The organism is Actinoplanes sp. NPDC049599, from assembly GCF_044465625.1.
Lineage (GTDB): Bacteria > Actinomycetota > Actinomycetes > Mycobacteriales > Micromonosporaceae > Actinoplanes.
On record NZ_JBITLX010000019.1, the window covers coordinates 93405 to 108889 of the forward strand.

14 protein-coding genes are annotated in these 15485 nt (G+C 71.8%); 5 read left to right on the forward strand and 9 right to left on the reverse strand.

All coding sequences use genetic code 11. The annotated features are described in order from the left end of the window. Position 1 precedes the first annotated feature (1 nt). Positions 2-1000, reverse strand: coding sequence for an aldo/keto reductase (locus ACIBQZ_RS28655; RefSeq protein ID WP_396091903.1), 999 nt, complete (start codon positions 998-1000; stop codon positions 2-4). A 102-nt stretch (positions 1001-1102) separates the two neighbouring features. Between ACIBQZ_RS28655 and ACIBQZ_RS28660 the strand changes: the two genes are divergently transcribed. Then, a complete protein-coding gene (locus ACIBQZ_RS28660; RefSeq protein ID WP_396091904.1) occupies positions 1103-1957 on the forward strand; it encodes a helix-turn-helix transcriptional regulator in 855 nt (284 codons plus the stop codon). Here ACIBQZ_RS28660 and ACIBQZ_RS28665 read toward each other — a convergent pair. Continuing rightward, positions 1941-3011, reverse strand: a complete 1071-nt coding sequence (locus ACIBQZ_RS28665; protein WP_396091905.1) for an NYN domain-containing protein — start codon at positions 3009-3011, stop codon at positions 1941-1943. The genes ACIBQZ_RS28660 and ACIBQZ_RS28665 overlap by 17 nt on opposite strands. A gap of 58 nt (positions 3012-3069) precedes the next feature. On the opposite strand from ACIBQZ_RS28665, the gene ACIBQZ_RS28670 reads away from it, so the two are divergent. After that, positions 3070-3879, forward strand: coding sequence for an alpha/beta hydrolase (locus ACIBQZ_RS28670; protein WP_396091991.1), 810 nt, complete (start codon positions 3070-3072; stop codon positions 3877-3879). A gap of 4 nt (positions 3880-3883) precedes the next feature. Here ACIBQZ_RS28670 and ACIBQZ_RS28675 read toward each other — a convergent pair whose 3' ends face one another. Continuing rightward, positions 3884-5635 carry an ATP-binding protein gene (locus ACIBQZ_RS28675; protein WP_396091906.1) on the reverse strand — a complete coding sequence of 584 codons (1752 nt, stop codon included), beginning with the start codon at positions 5633-5635 and terminating at the stop codon, positions 3884-3886. 434 nt (positions 5636-6069) lie between these two features. On the opposite strand from ACIBQZ_RS28675, the gene ACIBQZ_RS28680 reads away from it, so the two are divergent. Beyond that, positions 6070-8376 (forward strand): NACHT domain-containing protein, encoded by a 2307-nt coding sequence (locus ACIBQZ_RS28680; protein ID WP_396091907.1) that lies wholly within the window; start codon positions 6070-6072, stop codon positions 8374-8376. 251 nt (positions 8377-8627) lie between these two features. Here ACIBQZ_RS28680 and ACIBQZ_RS28685 read toward each other — a convergent pair whose 3' ends face one another. Continuing rightward, a complete protein-coding gene (locus tag ACIBQZ_RS28685; RefSeq protein ID WP_396091908.1) occupies positions 8628-9503 on the reverse strand; it encodes a hypothetical protein in 876 nt (291 codons plus the stop codon). Positions 9504-9604: 101 nt separating this feature from the next. Then, positions 9605-10270 (reverse strand): TetR family transcriptional regulator, encoded by a 666-nt coding sequence (locus ACIBQZ_RS28690; protein WP_396091909.1) that lies wholly within the window; start codon positions 10268-10270, stop codon positions 9605-9607. A 98-nt stretch (positions 10271-10368) separates the two neighbouring features. On the opposite strand from ACIBQZ_RS28690, the gene ACIBQZ_RS28695 reads away from it, so the two are divergent. Both ACIBQZ_RS28695 and ACIBQZ_RS28700 read left to right on the forward strand, forming a co-directional pair. Continuing rightward, on the forward strand, positions 10369-11268 hold the full coding sequence (locus ACIBQZ_RS28695; protein ID WP_396091910.1) for an SDR family NAD(P)-dependent oxidoreductase: 900 nt from the start codon (positions 10369-10371) through the stop codon (positions 11266-11268). Positions 11269-11412: 144 nt separating this feature from the next. Beyond that, positions 11413-12222 (forward strand): type II CAAX prenyl endopeptidase Rce1 family protein, encoded by an 810-nt coding sequence (locus ACIBQZ_RS28700; protein ID WP_396091911.1) that lies wholly within the window; start codon positions 11413-11415, stop codon positions 12220-12222. Here the strand turns inward: ACIBQZ_RS28700 and ACIBQZ_RS28705 are convergent. From ACIBQZ_RS28705 to ACIBQZ_RS28720, 4 genes are all read right to left on the reverse strand, one after another. Beyond that, a complete protein-coding gene (locus tag ACIBQZ_RS28705) occupies positions 12170-12874 on the reverse strand; it encodes a response regulator (protein ID WP_396091912.1) in 705 nt (234 codons plus the stop codon). The two genes, ACIBQZ_RS28700 and ACIBQZ_RS28705, sit on opposite strands and share 53 nt — an antisense overlap. Further along, positions 12871-14079, reverse strand: a complete 1209-nt coding sequence (locus ACIBQZ_RS28710; protein ID WP_396091913.1) for a sensor histidine kinase — start codon at positions 14077-14079, stop codon at positions 12871-12873. The genes ACIBQZ_RS28705 and ACIBQZ_RS28710 overlap by 4 nt, the downstream gene beginning before the upstream one ends. Positions 14080-14334: 255 nt before the next feature. Then, entirely contained in the window at positions 14335-14547 is a 213-nt protein-coding gene (locus ACIBQZ_RS28715) for a dodecin (protein WP_396091914.1), read from the reverse strand. 95 nt (positions 14548-14642) lie between these two features. Next, positions 14643-15458 (reverse strand): DUF427 domain-containing protein, encoded by an 816-nt coding sequence (locus tag ACIBQZ_RS28720; RefSeq protein WP_396091915.1) that lies wholly within the window; start codon positions 15456-15458, stop codon positions 14643-14645. Between the last annotated feature and the right edge of the window lie 27 nt (positions 15459-15485).

Below are 15485 nucleotides of genomic sequence, written 5' to 3' on the forward strand. Positions count from 1 at the left end.
CTCAGTTGCCCACGCCGAGGGTGGCCATGAACGCCGACGGATAGCGGTCGCCGCGGGCCGCGCCGGGCGGCACGGCCTTTTCGATCGCGGCGAGGTCGTCCGCGGCCAGGTCGACCGCCGCCGCCGGCAGCGCCTCGGCCAGCCTTTCCCGGGTACGGGCACCGACCAGCGGCACGATGTCCGGGCCCTGCGCGGCCACCCAGGCAATCGCCAGCTGGGCGACCGTGCAGCCGGTGGCGGTGGCGATCCGGCGCAGCGCCTCCACCAGGGCGAGGTTGTGTTCCACGTTCCCACCGGCGAACCGGGGGCTGAAGCCGCGGCTGTCGCCGGGGGTGGCGGCCCGGTCGGTGGACCAGTGCCCGGAGATGAGCCCGCGGGCCAGCACCCCGTACGCGGTCAGCCCGATGCCCAGCTCCCGCAGCGTGGGCAGCACCTCGGCCTCCACCGCCCGGGACAGCAGCGAGTACTCGATCTGCAGGTCGGAGACGGGGTGTACGGCGTGCGCCCGGCGGACCGTGGCCGCGTCGACCTCCGACAGGCCCAGGTGGCGCACGTACCCGGCGTTGATCATGTCCTTGATCGCGCCGACCGTCTCCTCGATCGGCACCGCCGGGTCCAGCCGGGCGGGACGGTAGATGTCGATGTGGTCGACGCCCAGCCGGGTCAGCGAGTACGCGAGGAAGTTCTTCACCGCCTCAGGGCGGCCGTCGACGCCGCCGAACTCGGGTCCGGGGCCCCGCAGCATGCCGAACTTGACGCTCAGCCGGTAGCTGTCCCGGTCCCGGCCGCGCAGCGCCTCGGCGACCAGCAGCTCGTTGTGGCCCATGGCGTAGAAGTCGGCGGTGTCGATCAGGGTGACGCCGGCGTCCAGCGCGGCGTGCACGGTGGCGATACTTTCCGCCCGGTCGGCCGGGCCGTACGCGCCCGACATGCCCATCGCTCCCAGGCCCAGCGCGGAGACGGCCGGCCCGGTGCGTCCCAAGGTTCGTGTCTGCATCATGGCCCCACCCTGCGCCGGGGCCGGCACCGGCGGGAGCGGAGCGTTCATCGTGGGAGCGCCGCTCCCTGGCTGCGCCGGCGCCGGGCGGGGCACGATGGGCTCATGCACCGTGCCGAGCTCGCCGACTTCCTGCGCCGCCGCCGCGAGGCGATCCGCCCGGCCGAGGCCGGCATCGCCGACGGGCCCCGCCGGCGCACCACCGGCCTGCGCCGCGAGGAGGTGGCGATGCTGGCCGGCATGTCGGTGGACTACGTCGTCCGGCTTGAGCAGGGCCGCAGCAGCCAGCCCTCGACCCAGCTGCTCGGCGCGCTGGCCCGGGCGCTGCGGCTGTCCGACGACGAGCGCGACCACCTGTTCCACCTGGCCGGCCACCGGCCCGCGCCCGGCGACGGGGTGGCGCGCCTGGCCCGCGCCGGGCTGATGCGCATGCTCGACCTGCTCGGTGACACGCCCGCCCTGGTGCTGTCCGACCTCGGTGAGGTGCTCGCGCAGAACCGGACCTCGCTGCTGCTGATGGGCGATCTCACCCGGTTCACCGGCGACCGGCGCTTTGTCACGTACCGCTGGTTCACCGACCCGGCCGCGCGGGCCGTGCAGCCGGGCGAGGAGCAGGAGCAGCACGCCCGGCGGCTCGTGGCCGACCTGCGGGCGGCCGCCGGTCGGCGGTCCGGCGATCCCGCCGTCGCCGGGCTCATCGACCGGCTGCAGGTTGCGAGCGCGGACTTCCGCCGGCTCTGGGCCGAACACGAGGTGGCGGTGCGGCGCGCCGACCGCAAGACCCTGCTGCACCCGCGGGTGGGCCCGATCGTGCTGGACTGCGAGACCCTGGTCACGCCCGACCAGCATCAGCAGCTGCTGGTGCTCAGCCCGGCCGACGAGCGGTCCCGGGAGCGGCTGGAGCTGCTGCGGGTGCTCGGCGTGCAGGAATTCGCCGCGGACGTCAGCTCTGGGCCTTGACCGCGACCAGGTAGCCGTCGGCCTCCGGGCTCCACTTCAGGTCGACCGCGCCGCTGGTCGCGGCGGCCTTGCAGAACTGCAGGAAGCTGCGGTAGCCGAGCTTCTTCTCGCTGAACTCCGGCGCCACCTTGCGGACCTGGTTCTTCAGCCCGGACAGCGCGGTCGACCCGTCGCCACCGGCAAGATCAAATACGACGGTACGGAGCAGCGCGAACGCCGCCTCCCGCCCGCCGTGCTCGGGCAGCGTGACCTCGGGATCACCCTTGGCCGACCCGCCGATCAGCTCGACCACGGTGTTGCCGGCGAGGTGGCGCAGCAGCTCCCCGAAGGCGCGGAAGCCGTAGTCGGCCTCGTTGAAGGTGGGATCCTTGCGCAGCAGCGTGCGCTTGAGCGTCGAGGCGGTCACCGTGCCGCTGGAGCTGCGCTGGAGCCCGGCCACGGTCTGCGCGACCAGCGCGGAGAGCGAGTCGATGTCGCGGACGGGCTCGTCCGGGACCGGCTGCGGCTCCGGCTCGGGCACCACCACCGGCTGCGGCGGGCTGACCGGACGGGTGGTCCGCGACCGCGGCGGCGGCGCCTCGACGCCCTCGAGCCGGTCGTAGTAGAGGAACTCGTCGCACGCCGGCGGCAGCAGCGCGGAGGTCGACTTCTCGACGCCGACGCCGATGACCCGCTTGTTGAGCTCGCGCAGCTTGTGCACCAGCGGGGTGAAGTCGCTGTCGCCGGTGCACAGCACGAACGTCGAGATGTACGACCGCTCGAACGCCACCTCCAGCGCGTCCACCACCATCTTGATGTCGGCGGCGTTCTTGCGCGAGGCGCCCATCCGCTGCGGGATGTCGATGAGCTCCACATGCGAACGGGTGAGCATCCGCCGGTCCTCGTCGAAGTACGACCAGTCGGCGTAGGCGCGCCGGACCACCACCCGCCCCCGCTCAGCGAGCGCGTCGGCGACCGGCCGCAACTCGAAGGACTGGCCGCCGAGGTGGTCACGCGCGCTGATCGCCAGATTCTCGTAGTCCAGGAACAATGCGATGCGCTCTTCGTGATCCACCCGGTCAGCGTACGCGTGGTGAGCGGCCGGCAGGTTCGACAATGGGGTGGTGGTCAAGATGCGGGTGACGCTGATCGTGGTGCTGCTGGCGATCACGCTGGTGGTCACGCTGGCGTGGTCGCTGCAACGGCGGCTGATCTACTTCCCCGACCGGACGGCGCCGCCACCGGCGGACCGGGCCCTCGCCGGGGCCCGCGACGTCACCCTGCGCACCACGGACGGGCTCAGCCTGGGCGCCTGGCTGGTCACTCCCCCACCGGGCACCCCCGACCGGCACCGGGCGGTCCTGGTCGCCCACGGCAACGCGGGCAACCGGTACGGCCGGGCTCCGCTCGCCACCGCCCTGGCCGCCCACGGGCTGACCGTGCTGCTCGTGGACTACCGCGGCTACGGCGGCAACCCCGGCAGCCCGACCGAGGACGGCCTGGCCCGCGACGTCCAGGCGGCCCGGGCGTACCTCATCGACCAGGCCGGCTTCCCCGCCGAGCAGCTGATCTACTACGGCGAGAGCCTGGGCGCAGCGGTGGTGACCGCGCTGGCCACGAGGCACCCGCCGGCCGCCCTGGTGCTGCGGTCGCCGTTCACCGACCTGCCGGCGGCGGGCCGGGAGCACTACCCGTTCCTGCCGGTACGGCTGCTGCTGCGGGACCGGTTCCCGGTCGCCGACCTGATCGCCGGGGTCACCGTGCCCACGCTGGTCGTCTACGGCACCGCGGACACGATCGTGCCCGCGGCGCAGAGCCTGGCCGTGGCCGAGCGCGCCGGGGGTCCGGTGCGGGTTGTCGCGGTCGAGGGGGCGGACCACAACGACGCGGTGCTGCTCAACGGGCGCCAGCTCATCACCGCGATCGTGGAGCTCACGCTCTGACCGATCAAGGCGCTATCGAGCGGACGGCCGCCGGCAGGGTGAAGTGCATCCGGGTGCCGCCGCCCGGGTTGTCGTCGGCGCGGATCCGGCCGCCGTGGCGTTCGACGATCCGGGCGCAGATCGCCAACCCGAGCCCGGTGCCGCCGTAGGCGCCGGATGCGTGCGCGCGGTGCAGGTTGGCGAAGATCGCGGTGTGCTGACCGTCGGGAATACCGATGCCGCGGTCGCGGACCTGTATCTCGACCCGGGGGTCGGCGCCCGGTTCCGGATCGGGCAGCTGCGCGGTGACCTCGATGCTGGCCGGATGCCCCGGCGGGGTGTACTTCAGAGCGTTCCCGATCAGGTTGTCAAAGACCTGGGAGATGCGGGCCCGGTCGCCGTGCACCCACGGCAGTTCCCCGACGATGAACGTCCCCGCGGTCGAGTCCGCGTCGAGGTGCTCGGTGCGGGCCGCCACGACCTCGTCGACCAGCGCCCTCAGATCAAAGTCCTCGTGTTTCTGCTCAGCCTCGACGGCGGCGTAGCTCAGCAGGTCGTCGATGAGCCGGCTCATCCGGGCCGCGCTTCCGCCGGCACGCCGGAGGACGTCGATGACGGTGGGGGCGGTGTCGTCGGTCAGCTGCGGAACGACGAGGTCGGCGATCACTTCCAGGTAGCCGATGACGATCGCCAGCGGTGCGCTCAGGTCGTGCGCGGCGACCGCGGCGAACATCTCCAGCTCGGTGCGCTGCGCGCGTTCGTCGGTGACGTCACGGTAGACGGCCACCGCCCCGGGGTTGCCGGACTCGGCGCTCAGCGGCCGGCCGCTGACGGTCAGCAGGACGCCGCGGGGGTGGGCGGCACTGCGCACGAGGATCTCGACGCCGTCACAGCTCTCCCCGGCCAGCGCCCGGGCCAACGGCGTCTCGTGGGCCGGGAACTCGGTGCGGCCATCGGGCCGGAACAGCCCGAAGGGCGGCCCCGCGACGGCGCCCCCGGAACGCTGCCGGACCCCCAGGTCCTCGGCCGCGCGGTTGCACATCACCAACGAGCCGTCCTGGGCGACGACCTCCACGCCGTCGCTGATGCTGTCGACCACGGCGTGCAACAGCTCGGCCTGGCCGCGGGCGTACGCCTCTTGGCGTGCCCTTTCGAAGTCCCGTTCGGCGGCCGCGTCGGCGGCGGTGGCCGCCGCGGTGACCATCAGTTCGGCGGTCGAGGATGCCTCCTCCAGGAGGTCCGACACCGCCTGCGCGGCGACCTGAGCGGCGGCCTCGGTGTCGCGGCGGGCCCGGTCGGCGGCCCGCACCGCCGCGGTCGCCGCGCTCACCACCATCGCCTCCGCGGTTGAGGCAGCGTGGGCGGCGAGCTCCTCGACCAGGTCGGTGCGGCGCGCGCCGGCGTGGCTGCGGCTGGCGGCCAGCAGCTTCTCGGCGGCAACGGTGGCAGCGGCGACCATCGCCGCGGCGGTCGCGGCGGCTTCGCTGACCACCTCCTCCACGTTACGAGCGGCAACCTCGGCGGCGGCGAGCGCCGTCTGCTGCGCCGACCGCGCCGCCTTGTCCGCGGCCGACCTCGCGGCGATAACCATCAACGCGGCGGTCTTGTCGGCCTCCTGGACGATCTCGGCGGCCACCCGCGCGGCCGTCGTCTCCGCCGCGAGCACCTCCGCGGCGACGGACTCCACCGCGACCGCGACCGCCTCCGCGGCACTGACATCCGCGAGCGGGGCCCTTTCCCTGATCACGAGCTCGTACGGATGCTGCGCGGAGGTCATGACTTCTTCTTTCGAAGGCGGAACCTCAGCTCGGCCCTGGTCGGCCGAGCTTGGGACGCGGGGGGTGTCACCAGCGTACTGTCCGGCCCGACCGAGCGTGCCGAACCGGCCACGTTTGTGGTCCGGATCTGGAGACGGGCGACTCACCGGCCGCGGCGGCCCGGATCGCTGTCAGCGGTTCGGCCGGGCCGGCGTCCTTGACCAGATTCCGGACGCCCCGGCGCGCAGGGCGGCGACGAGACGGGACGAGCACAGCCTGCAAGGACGCGGTTGGGCCGGATCAACAGCGCCTGTATCGAAGCCGCCGCCACGACATCGTGAGGCTGGATCGGTGTGCCGCGGCCGGACCGCCCTCGCCGCACCCGGCCAGGAGTTTCGGCGGCACCACGCTTGCTGCTGCAGATCAGCCTCTCCATCAAAGCGAGGGAAGTTCTGTGACAATTCCCCTGACCGGAGGACGGCGGCGCGAAACCGGGCGAATCGGCGATGGCGCGACTGCCCGGCGGGCGGAAAGATCGCCGATCGTGACAAGACGCAGCGGCCGGCCGTGGTTCCTCGGTGGAGCCGCTGTCGCGGTGATCGCCCTGGCTGTGTGGGCGCTGCGCCGATCCGAGATCGGCGATGTTGACCCGGTGAGTGCCGCGATCGGGCTCACCGGCCTGCCGTTGACGGTCGCAGGGCTGGTTCTGGCGTGGCAGGACCGCCGACGGCAGCAGACCGACACGGACGGCCTGGCCGTGCACTTGGCGCGGGCGGTCCGCCGCCGTGAGGAAATGGCCCGTCGGCAGCTGCTCGGCCGGTCCGCACACGCGATCGACCTGCAGTTCGACCTGCGGCAGGCGCCCGGACACGACGTGACGGGCGCCCGTCGTCAGGGCCGGCTCACGGAGCTGGCCGGCTACTACGACGATCTTCGACCACATCGCATGGTCATCACCGGCGCGGCGGGTGCGGGCAAGACGCTGCTCGCCATCGAGCTGATGCTGAAGCTGCTCACCGACCCGCCGGGGGCCGGCCCGGTGCCGGTACGCATCTCGGCCGCGACATGGGAGCTGAGCGACGAGCCGGGTGCCAAGCGGGAGGCCGACGCCGATCTCGTCCGCCGCTGGCTGGTCGATCACCTGGCCGGCGTCTACCGGATTCCCCGGCGGAGTGCGCAAGCGCTCGTCGATGAGGGCCGGCTGCTGCCGGTCGTCGATGGCCTGGACGAGCTGGACGCCACCGACCAGCCCGGATACGCCTCCCGGGCGGGTCGCGCCGTTCGCGCGCTCAACGCCTATCTTCAGGTTCACCCGCAGGCCCCGCTGGTCGTCACCTGCCGCAGCACGCACTACGGGGCGCTGACCGCCGATCACCTGCGGATCGAGGATGCTGCTCGGGTCGAGGTGCGTGCGGTCAGCGTGGCTCAGGCCCGCACGTTTCTCACCGCCCGGGCCGCAGATCTGCGGCGCTGGCGGCCGGTGCTGGACCGGATAGCCCGCGATCGGCACGGCCCCCTTGCGGTCGCACTGGCCACCCCGTGGCGGCTGACGCTGGCCGCGGTCGTCTACGAGCAACGCAGACGAACCAGCGAATTCGTCCGTGATCCTGCCGAGTTGCTCGATCCGTCCCTGGCCACCGCTGAGCAGGTCCGCGACCACCTGCTCGAGCTGTTCATCCCAGCCGCATCGGGCAACACCGGTGACGCGGCTCGCACCCGCCACAGGCTCGCGGTCCTGGCCTCCTACCTGCACGAGAACATCCGCCAGGGCCGTCGCCTCGGCGACCGGCCACTGTCGGGCACCGATTTGGTGCCCCACGAGCTGTGGCCGCTGGCCGGCGTCCGGCGTGTGCACGCGGTGACCTTGGCCCTGCTCGCCGCGCCCTGGCTAGTGCTGCTCGGGATCGCCACGCGCCGGTTGATGGATTTCTCGGACATCAACCTGCTGGCAGCCGGGGCACTGATCGCCCTGGTCCTCGCCGGGGTCGCCCGCGCGCTGCTGGTGCCGTGGCCGGAGCCGCAACGCCTGAGCATCAGCCGGCTGCGCACCCGGCGCTCGGCCGGTTTCCTGGCGGCACTGATCGGGTTCGGCGCGGTGATCGGCTTCCTCCTCGGCGCGGTCGCCGTGCCGGAGATGGAATCCGACTACCCCCTGGTGATCGGCGGCCTGGCGGCGGGGGTTGCCGGTCATCCGCGGCAGGCGTTGGCGGTCGGGATCGTGGCCGGCCTGACGGTCGGCGTCGCGTTCGGCGTCGCCCGCCCCCTCGGGGTCCGGGTGCCGAATCCCCGCACGATCGTACGAGACGATCTCATCGCATGGTTGGCATGCGGCCTGGCGTTCGGCGTGGTCGGCGCCTTGGCGGGCGGCATCGCGGTGGCGGTCACCTCCGCGTTCACGTTCGGTTTTCACATCTCCCGCCGGGGCGGCATCGCCATGTTCTTCACGATCGCGGTCGCTGCAGGCTTGTCCGCCACTCCCGTGACCGCCGCGGTAGGCGGCCTGGCGTTCGGACTCGCCGGCGGCCTGGCGTTCGGCCGGTTGAGCACGTTCTCCGAGGATTCCGACGTCCTGGCAGTCGGCCTCGTCGGTCTGCGCTACCTGGCGTTTCTGCTCTGCACCCGCTTTGCCCCGCACCGGCTACCGTGGCAACTCGGTCGCTTCCTCGAACGCTGCCACAGCGCGGGCTTGCTCCGAATGGCCGGCAACGGCTACCAGTTCCGCCACCGCGAACTTCAGGATCATCTGGTGCCGGCTGAGTGAGTCTCTGGTAGATGACTTACGACCACCTGACCGACGGTCAGTATGCGCCGTGAGGCGCTGTTGATTCGAGCGGAGGTGGGAGACCTTCGCCGTTGGTCCTGTCGCAGTAGGACAGCGGAGCCGAGGGCAGCCTGATCCGGGTGGTGCCGGGGAATTCCTTGGGTTTCTTGTTGCGGTCTCCGCAGGGCGGCATCATTTCGCCTCTGCTTGCCATCCACCCGAACAGATCCGCCCGAGGGCGTCGTGCTGGATCACCACAGTTTGAGCTGATCCGGATTGTCGTTCAGCCACTGCAGCGGCTGCGGCCAGACGTTGAGAGGCGGACGATTCGGGGTCTGGAGCAGCTTGACGTACTCCTGCGCCGGCACGGGTAGGTCGCAGGCAGGGCGTTCTTGAACGATCATGTGGTGACAAACGAGGTTCTCGATCCAGTAACGGTAGATGAACTGCTCGAAGTCCGGTGCCGCCCAGGTCGCGGACCGCAGGAAATCAATGGGCGAAAAGGCGGAGGCCTCTTCCGGGTCGTCGTCCGCATCTGGGGTGAAGAGCTCGGCGCTGCCGAGAACGGGGCACGAGCCGTCCGCGGCCAGGTAAAGGTAGTAGAACCAGCATCCCTGCTGATCGTGCATGAACCGCAGAAGGAAGCCGTGCTCCTCGACCGGGCTCGGAGCGAGATCCGACATCTTCCAGCCGTTGCCGGTGACGGACGGGACCCTTCGTTGCAGCTCGGCGCTACTCATGAAGGTGACGAACGAGGCCGGAAGCGCCAGGCCGGACCGCGCCAATCGGCGATCGACCTGGTGCAGCGCATGTTTCGGCACCGGGACCGGCTCCATGAAATGCGCGTCCGTCCCGGCCGGCCGGGCGGTCAGCCAGTCGAAACGGCCGGTGAACATGTGCTCGGGAAGCGGCGGCAGTCGGTCATAAGTCTCGTCATCGCAGAACCCGTCGGGTGTGAACTCGTAGTCGAGCGCCGCCCACCACTGCCGTTTGAACCGAACCACCGACATATTATGAGCTGCGGTGATCGGCGAGAACCCACCCGCCTGGTGGAGACGGTGTTGCGGCAGATCTCGGCCAGCTTCGAACTCGCGGTGCCCGGCGCCGCTCTCCGGCACCTGAGGCATCGGGCGGCGGTGCCCACAACGCACACCGCTTCCGCGCGCGCCGGCAAGAAACAGCCAGCCAACGAGACGGACCTGCCTGAGGCCGGTGCACCCGCCGCGCGTCAGGAACGTGGCAGCGTGCCCATGATTGCCGTGATGATGGCGAGCCGCAGTGACGTGTGCAGGTCGACGTGGAGCACGGCCAGGGCGGGTTCGGCCTTGTAGACGGCGAGCACGCTGGGCGGCGGCGAGCAGTACGTGGACAGTGCACCGGCCATGATCAAGGCGTGCAGGCAGACCGTCTGGGTGCCGTCTCCCAGCTCCGGCACGTGCTGCCGGATGAGGTCGACCATGCGAGCGAGGCTGTCCAGAGAGGCGCGCTTGTGGCGCATCACGACCTCGACCGAGACGTTGTGCTCCAGGACGCCGCCCTGCGCGCCGAACAGGTCGCACAGCACCACCCGGTCGGCGAGTGAACGGCTGAGGACCTCCGCCAGCTGCTCCGCCCGGTCCGCCGCGGGGAGCCCCGCGGTGATGCCGGCGGCCAGCTCGTCGGTCAGCTCCGGCAGCCAGTTCTGCAGGAAGTAGTCCAGGAGCTCGAGCAGCACCGCCTCGCGGGACTCGAAGTAGCGCAGCACGTTCGACTTGGCCAGGCCGACGCGCCGGCTCAGCTCGTTGAGGCTCACGTCGGCCACCGGCATCTCGTGGAGCATCGCCGCGGCCGTGTCCAGGATCGCCCGGCGCCGCATCTCGCGCTGCTCGTCGCTGCGGGCCCGCTGGAACGTCATGATCGCCATCCTAGCTTACAGACCGACGGTCTCTTGACAACAGACCGACGGTCTCTTAACGTTGCCCCTAACAGACCACCGGTTCTTTAGGAGACGACATGAGCGGCAAATGGACTGAGCGCGACATCCCCGACCAGCGCGGGCGGGTGGCGATCGTGACCGGCGCCAACACCGGCCTCGGCTTCGAGACGGCCCGGGCGCTGGCCGAGCGGGGCGCCTCGGTGGTGCTGGCCGTGCGGGACGTCGAGAAGGGCAAACGGGCCGCCGCCCGGATCAGCGGCGACGTCGCCGTACAGGAATTGGATCTGACCTCGCTGGAGTCCGTCCGTGCCGCGGCGGCCGACCTGCGCGCCGCCCACCAGCGGATCGACCTGCTGATCAACAACGCCGGCGTGATGTACACCCCGAAGCAGACCACCCGCGACGGCTTCGAGATGCAGTTCGGCACCAACCATCTCGGGCACTTCGCGCTCACCGGGCTGCTCCTCGACCGGCTCCTGCCCGTGCCCGGATCCCGGGTGACCACGGTCAGCAGCGTCGGCCACCGCATCCGGGCCGCGATCCACTTCGACGACCTGCAATGGGAACGCTCGTACGGGCGGGCCGCCGCGTACGGGCAGTCCAAGCTCGCCAACCTCATGTTCACCTACGAGCTGCAGCGGCGGCTCACAGCCCACGGCACCACCGCCGCGGTGGCCGCACACCCCGGCGTGTCCAACACCGAACTCGCCCGCAACTCCCCGGCGTTGCTCCGGTTGCCGCTGACCTGGCTCGCGCCGGTGATCACCCAGAACCCGGCGATGGGCGCGCTGCCGACGCTGCGCGCCGCCACCGACCCGGCCGTGCTGGGCGGGCAGTACTACGGACCCGACGGGATGGGCGAGGTCCGCGGTCATCCCCGGCTGGTCACCTCCAGCCCCGAGTCGTACGACGTGGGCGTCCAGCAGCGCCTGTGGGCCGTCTCCGAGAAGCTCACCGGGGTGGAGTTCCCCGTCTGACCGGCTCGTCCGCGGTCGGAGCACTAGCACCACGGGAGGAGGCGGCGCGGGGAGCCGGCCCCCGGATCTCCGATCGTGGGTGGATGGCAGGGGGCGGGCACGAGCCGACACTGGGCGGACCCCTTACCGAAAGCAGGTCCGTCCGTGCTCGCCACGCTCTCCGATCGCACCGCGTCGATCGTCTTCGTCCTGGTGACCCTCGGGGTCTCGCTGGGCACCGCCGGCCTCGCCGGAGGGCTGATCCTGGCCTTCTCCCCGCTGCTCGTGGTGCTGGTGATGCTGCTGGTCGTCACCCGCGAGGGCTACGGGCGGGCCGGCTGGCGCCGGCTCGGGACGGGCCGGCTCGGGCTGCGCTTCTGGCCGCTGACGATCGCCGCCACCGCCGGGGTCAGCCTGCTCGCGACCGCCGGGGTCGTCACGTTCGGCTTCGCCCGGTTCGCCGCCCCGCAGCAGCCGTGGCTGCCCGACGTGCTCGCGCTGTGCGTAGCCGGCCCGATCCTGGCGTTCGCGGAGGAGATCGGCTGGCGCGGTTATCTGCAGCCGCGGCTTGCCTTCCTGGGCGAACGGGCGGCGATGCTCACCGTCGGTGTCGTCTGGATCGGCTGGCACCTTCCGTACATCCTGTTCACGCCGCACTACCACAGCGACGGGAACCGGGCCCTGGTGCTCACGCTGTTCTGCGGCTCCGTGATCGCCTTCTCGTTCCTGATCGGCTACCTGCGGACCCTGTCCGCCAGCGTGTGGCCGGCCGTGCTGGCCCACTTCGCGCACAACGCCACCTTCGCCGCGCTGACCATCCCGATCGCCACCGAGCGGCCGGTGCTGGTCAACGAATACCTCAGCGGCGACACGGGACTGTTCGTGCTGCTCGGCACCGCCGCATGCGCTGCCGCGATCGGCGTCAGCCGGGCGCGGGCGAACCGTCTGCCGGTCCCAGTGTCTGGGCGAGGATGACGGCCTGCACCCGGTCGCGCACCTCCAGCTTGCGCAGCACCGAGCCGATGTGGGTCTTGACGGTGGACTCCGCCACGTGCAGCCGCGCGGCGATCTCGGCGTTGGTCAGCCCCAGCCCGATCGCCGCGAGGATCTCGCGCTCCCGGGCGGTGAGCCGCGCCAGGGTGGACGGCGCGGCGGCCGGGCGGCCGGCGGTGGGCGCGGCCGGCGCCACGAGGACGAACGAGTCGATCAGACGGCGGACCAGCCGGGGCGAGACGGGCGACTCGCCGGCCGCCGCGGCCCGGATCGCTGCCAGCAGTTCGGCCGGGCCGGCGTCCTTGACCAGATATCCGGACGCCCCGGCGCGCAGGGCGGCAACGAGCAGGTCATCGGAGTCGAACGTCGTCAGCATGACGACCCGCGGCGGGTCCGCGGCGGCCAGCAGCCGCCTGGTGGTCTCCACGCCGTCGAGGCCGGGCATCCGGACGTCCATCAGCACGATGTCGGCGCGGTGCTCGGGTCGCCGCAGCGCGTCGAGTGCCGTCTGCCCGTCGCCGGCGGACCCGACCACCAGCAGGTCCGGCGTCGCATTCAGGATCATCGCGAAACCGGCGCGGACGAGTTCCTGATCGTCGACGAGAAAGACCCGGATCGGTGCGGCCGGGCTCATCGCCGCACACCCCCGGCCGCGACCGGGATGGTCGCCTCCACACCGAATCCGCCGCCCGGGCGCGGACCGGCGGCCAGCGCACCGTCCAGGGCGCGGAGCCGTTCCCGCATCCCGCCGATCCCGTGACCCGGTGCGGCGACCAGGTCGAGGACACGACCGGCGCCGTCGTCCTCGACGCGTACCCGCACGGCCTGCGGCGTCCGCTCGACGGCGACCCGCGCCGTGGCCCGGGCTCCGGCATGTTTGAGCACGTTGGTCAGCGACTCCCGGACCACCCGGAGCACGGCGAAGCCCACCGCGGCGGGCAGCTGCTCGAACACGGCGGGGTCGGCGTGCACCTCCACCGGCAGCCCGGCCGCCCGCACCGCCGCGACCAGTTGCCCCAGGTCGCTGCGGCCCACCGACAGCCCGGCCGGCTCGTCCGCCGCCTCGGGATCACGGAGCACGTCGATGACGCCGCGCACCTCGGTCAGGGCGGTCCGCGCGGTCCGCGCGATGGTGGCAAGGGCCGCCCCGGCATCGGCGCGGTCCCACGGCTGCGCGTGCTCGGCGGCGTACTCGGCCCCGTCGGCCTGCACGATGACCACGGTGAGCGAGTGGGCGACGATGTCGTGGATCTCCCGGGCGGCCGCGACCCGCCCCCGCTGCGCCAGGAACCGCTCACGCTGCGAGCGGCTCTCCGCCAGCCGCGCGTGGGCCTCGGCCAGCGCCCGCATGTTGGCCTCGCGACCCCGCACCACGTTGCCGATCAGCCAGATCAACCCGGCGAAGACCGCGAGAAACACGCCGATGACCAGGGCGTTACGGGTGTAGTCCGGCTCGGTGCTCCACCGGAAGCCGGCCGCCAGGCACCCGGCCAGCGCCGCACCCAGCGCACCCAGCCGCACCGGCAGCGACGCCACATGCGCGGCGACCGTGTAGATCACGAGTGCCTGAGCGATGTTGGCCGGCAACGGAATCGGCAGCACCACGAGCTGAACCACGAAGATCCCGGCCGACCCGGCCAGCACAGCGACCGGCCGGCGACGCCGCAGGGCCAGCGGGAGAATGGTCGCGGTGGCGACGACCAGACCGGCCGGACCGGCGAGCAGGCTCAGCAGTCCGAAGACCGACCAGATCACGCCGGCGAGGAGTCCGTCGACCAGGAGCGGACGGGTTCGGGCCCAGCGGTCGGCTCGGGCTGCGAGCACCGTGCTCTGTTCCACAGCCCTCCCACCCCGTGCCGCCCTGGCCGGCCCCAGCTTAACCACGACCGGTGCGGTCACCAGGGGGCACCGACCGCGGACAACCGCGAACTCGTCCCTGCTGGGCGGCGGCGGAGTCGACGGCGTGATCCACCGCAAGGGCGGCCGCCGGGCCGACCACAGTGGAGGTGGTGCGCCTCGTGCTCTTCGACGAGCAGACCCGCCAGCTCGCCGGCCCCGTCTATCGGGGCTACCTCCGGGACCGGCCCGCGCGGTTCAGATCTCGTCGAGCCGGAAGCCGACCTTCATGGTGACCTGCACGTGCTCGACCTCGCCGTGCGCCAGATGACCACGGATCTCGGTCACTTCGAACCAGTCGAGGTTGTGCAAGGTCTGCGACGCCCGCTTGACGGCGTTACGGATCGCCTGGTCGACGCCGTCGGGGGAACTCCCGACGATCTCGGTCACGCGGTAGGTGTGCTCGCTCATGCCGTTCCCTTCGCAGCCACTGCCCTGGGATGGTGAAGTCCCGCTCATTATGGCGGTGAGCCTCGCCGGGCGCGGCCATGTCGGCGCACGGCTCCTCAGGAGACGCCGAACTCGTCCTTCATGACCTTGGCGACCGGCGACTCGGGCCGCTGCCGGGGCACGCCGTCGACGGTCACGTCGACCACCTCGTCGAAGAACGCGACCAGGCCGGCGAGCGGCGACGCGTCGGGCAGCGGGTCCGGGTAGGTCCAGGCCAGGTTCTCCCCCACCGCGAACGACAGGTACGTGGCACGCCCCTTGTACGGGCAGGCCGTCACCATGTCGCTGGGCAGAACCGCCGCCTTGACGTCCTCGCGCGGCAGGTAGAACCGCGGGTGCAGCTTCGTCTCGAACACGAGTGTCGGGGTGTGCGACTCGGCGAGCAGCACGCCGTCCCGTTCGATGCGCACGTGCCGGCTGCTGCGCCGCGCGTCGACGCGGGAGAACGGGTCACGCGGGTGGGAGAACACGGGCTCGTCCTCCTCCGTCCAGTCGAACGCGTCGAAATCGAACACGATGTGACCGGTGAGGTCCGTGTCGTCAGGCCGGAACGCGGCGCGCTCGCGAACCTCGTCCCCCACCCGGACGTCGTACGTCTGCCCGGGCGTGGAGTGCGCGGCGAACGGGATGCCGGGATGCAGCACCGGCGCGTCGCTCTCCGGAGCCGGCTCGACGGGTACGAGGTCGGCTCGGACATCCTTGTCCGGCACGGCGTAGGTGGGCACGATGCGGCGCGGTTCCCACAGCAGCAGCGCGGCACGGCTGTCGACGACGAGCCGGCCGCCGAGCCGGGCGCGGACCCATTTGTCCGTCGGTTCGTGCCGCAGCACCCCGAGCAGCCTCATCATCTCGTCACCGACGTTCCGACTCATGCCGGCAAGTCTTGCCGCTGCACCCAC

Bases quoted from the DNA above. Each gene is read 5' to 3' on its own strand.
- ACIBQZ_RS28655 (WP_396091903.1), bottom strand. From the start codon at position 1,000: ATGATGCAGACACGAACCTTGGGACGCACCGGGCCGGCCGTCTCCGCG.
- ACIBQZ_RS28660 (WP_396091904.1), top strand. From the start codon at position 1,103: ATGCACCGTGCCGAGCTCGCCGACTTCCTGCGCCGCCGCCGCGAGGCG.
- ACIBQZ_RS28670 (WP_396091991.1), top strand. From the start codon at position 3,070: ATGCGGGTGACGCTGATCGTGGTGCTGCTGGCGATCACGCTGGTGGTC.
- ACIBQZ_RS28675 (WP_396091906.1), bottom strand. From the start codon at position 5,635: ATGACCTCCGCGCAGCATCCGTACGAGCTCGTGATCAGGGAAAGGGCC.
- ACIBQZ_RS28685 (WP_396091908.1), bottom strand. From the start codon at position 9,503: ATGCCTCAGGTGCCGGAGAGCGGCGCCGGGCACCGCGAGTTCGAAGCT.
- ACIBQZ_RS28690 (WP_396091909.1), bottom strand. From the start codon at position 10,270: ATGACGTTCCAGCGGGCCCGCAGCGACGAGCAGCGCGAGATGCGGCGC.
- ACIBQZ_RS28695 (WP_396091910.1), top strand. From the start codon at position 10,369: ATGAGCGGCAAATGGACTGAGCGCGACATCCCCGACCAGCGCGGGCGG.
- ACIBQZ_RS28705 (WP_396091912.1), bottom strand. From the start codon at position 12,874: ATGAGCCCGGCCGCACCGATCCGGGTCTTTCTCGTCGACGATCAGGAA.
- ACIBQZ_RS28715 (WP_396091914.1), bottom strand. From the start codon at position 14,547: ATGAGCGAGCACACCTACCGCGTGACCGAGATCGTCGGGAGTTCCCCC.
- ACIBQZ_RS28720 (WP_396091915.1), bottom strand. From the start codon at position 15,458: ATGAGTCGGAACGTCGGTGACGAGATGATGAGGCTGCTCGGGGTGCTG.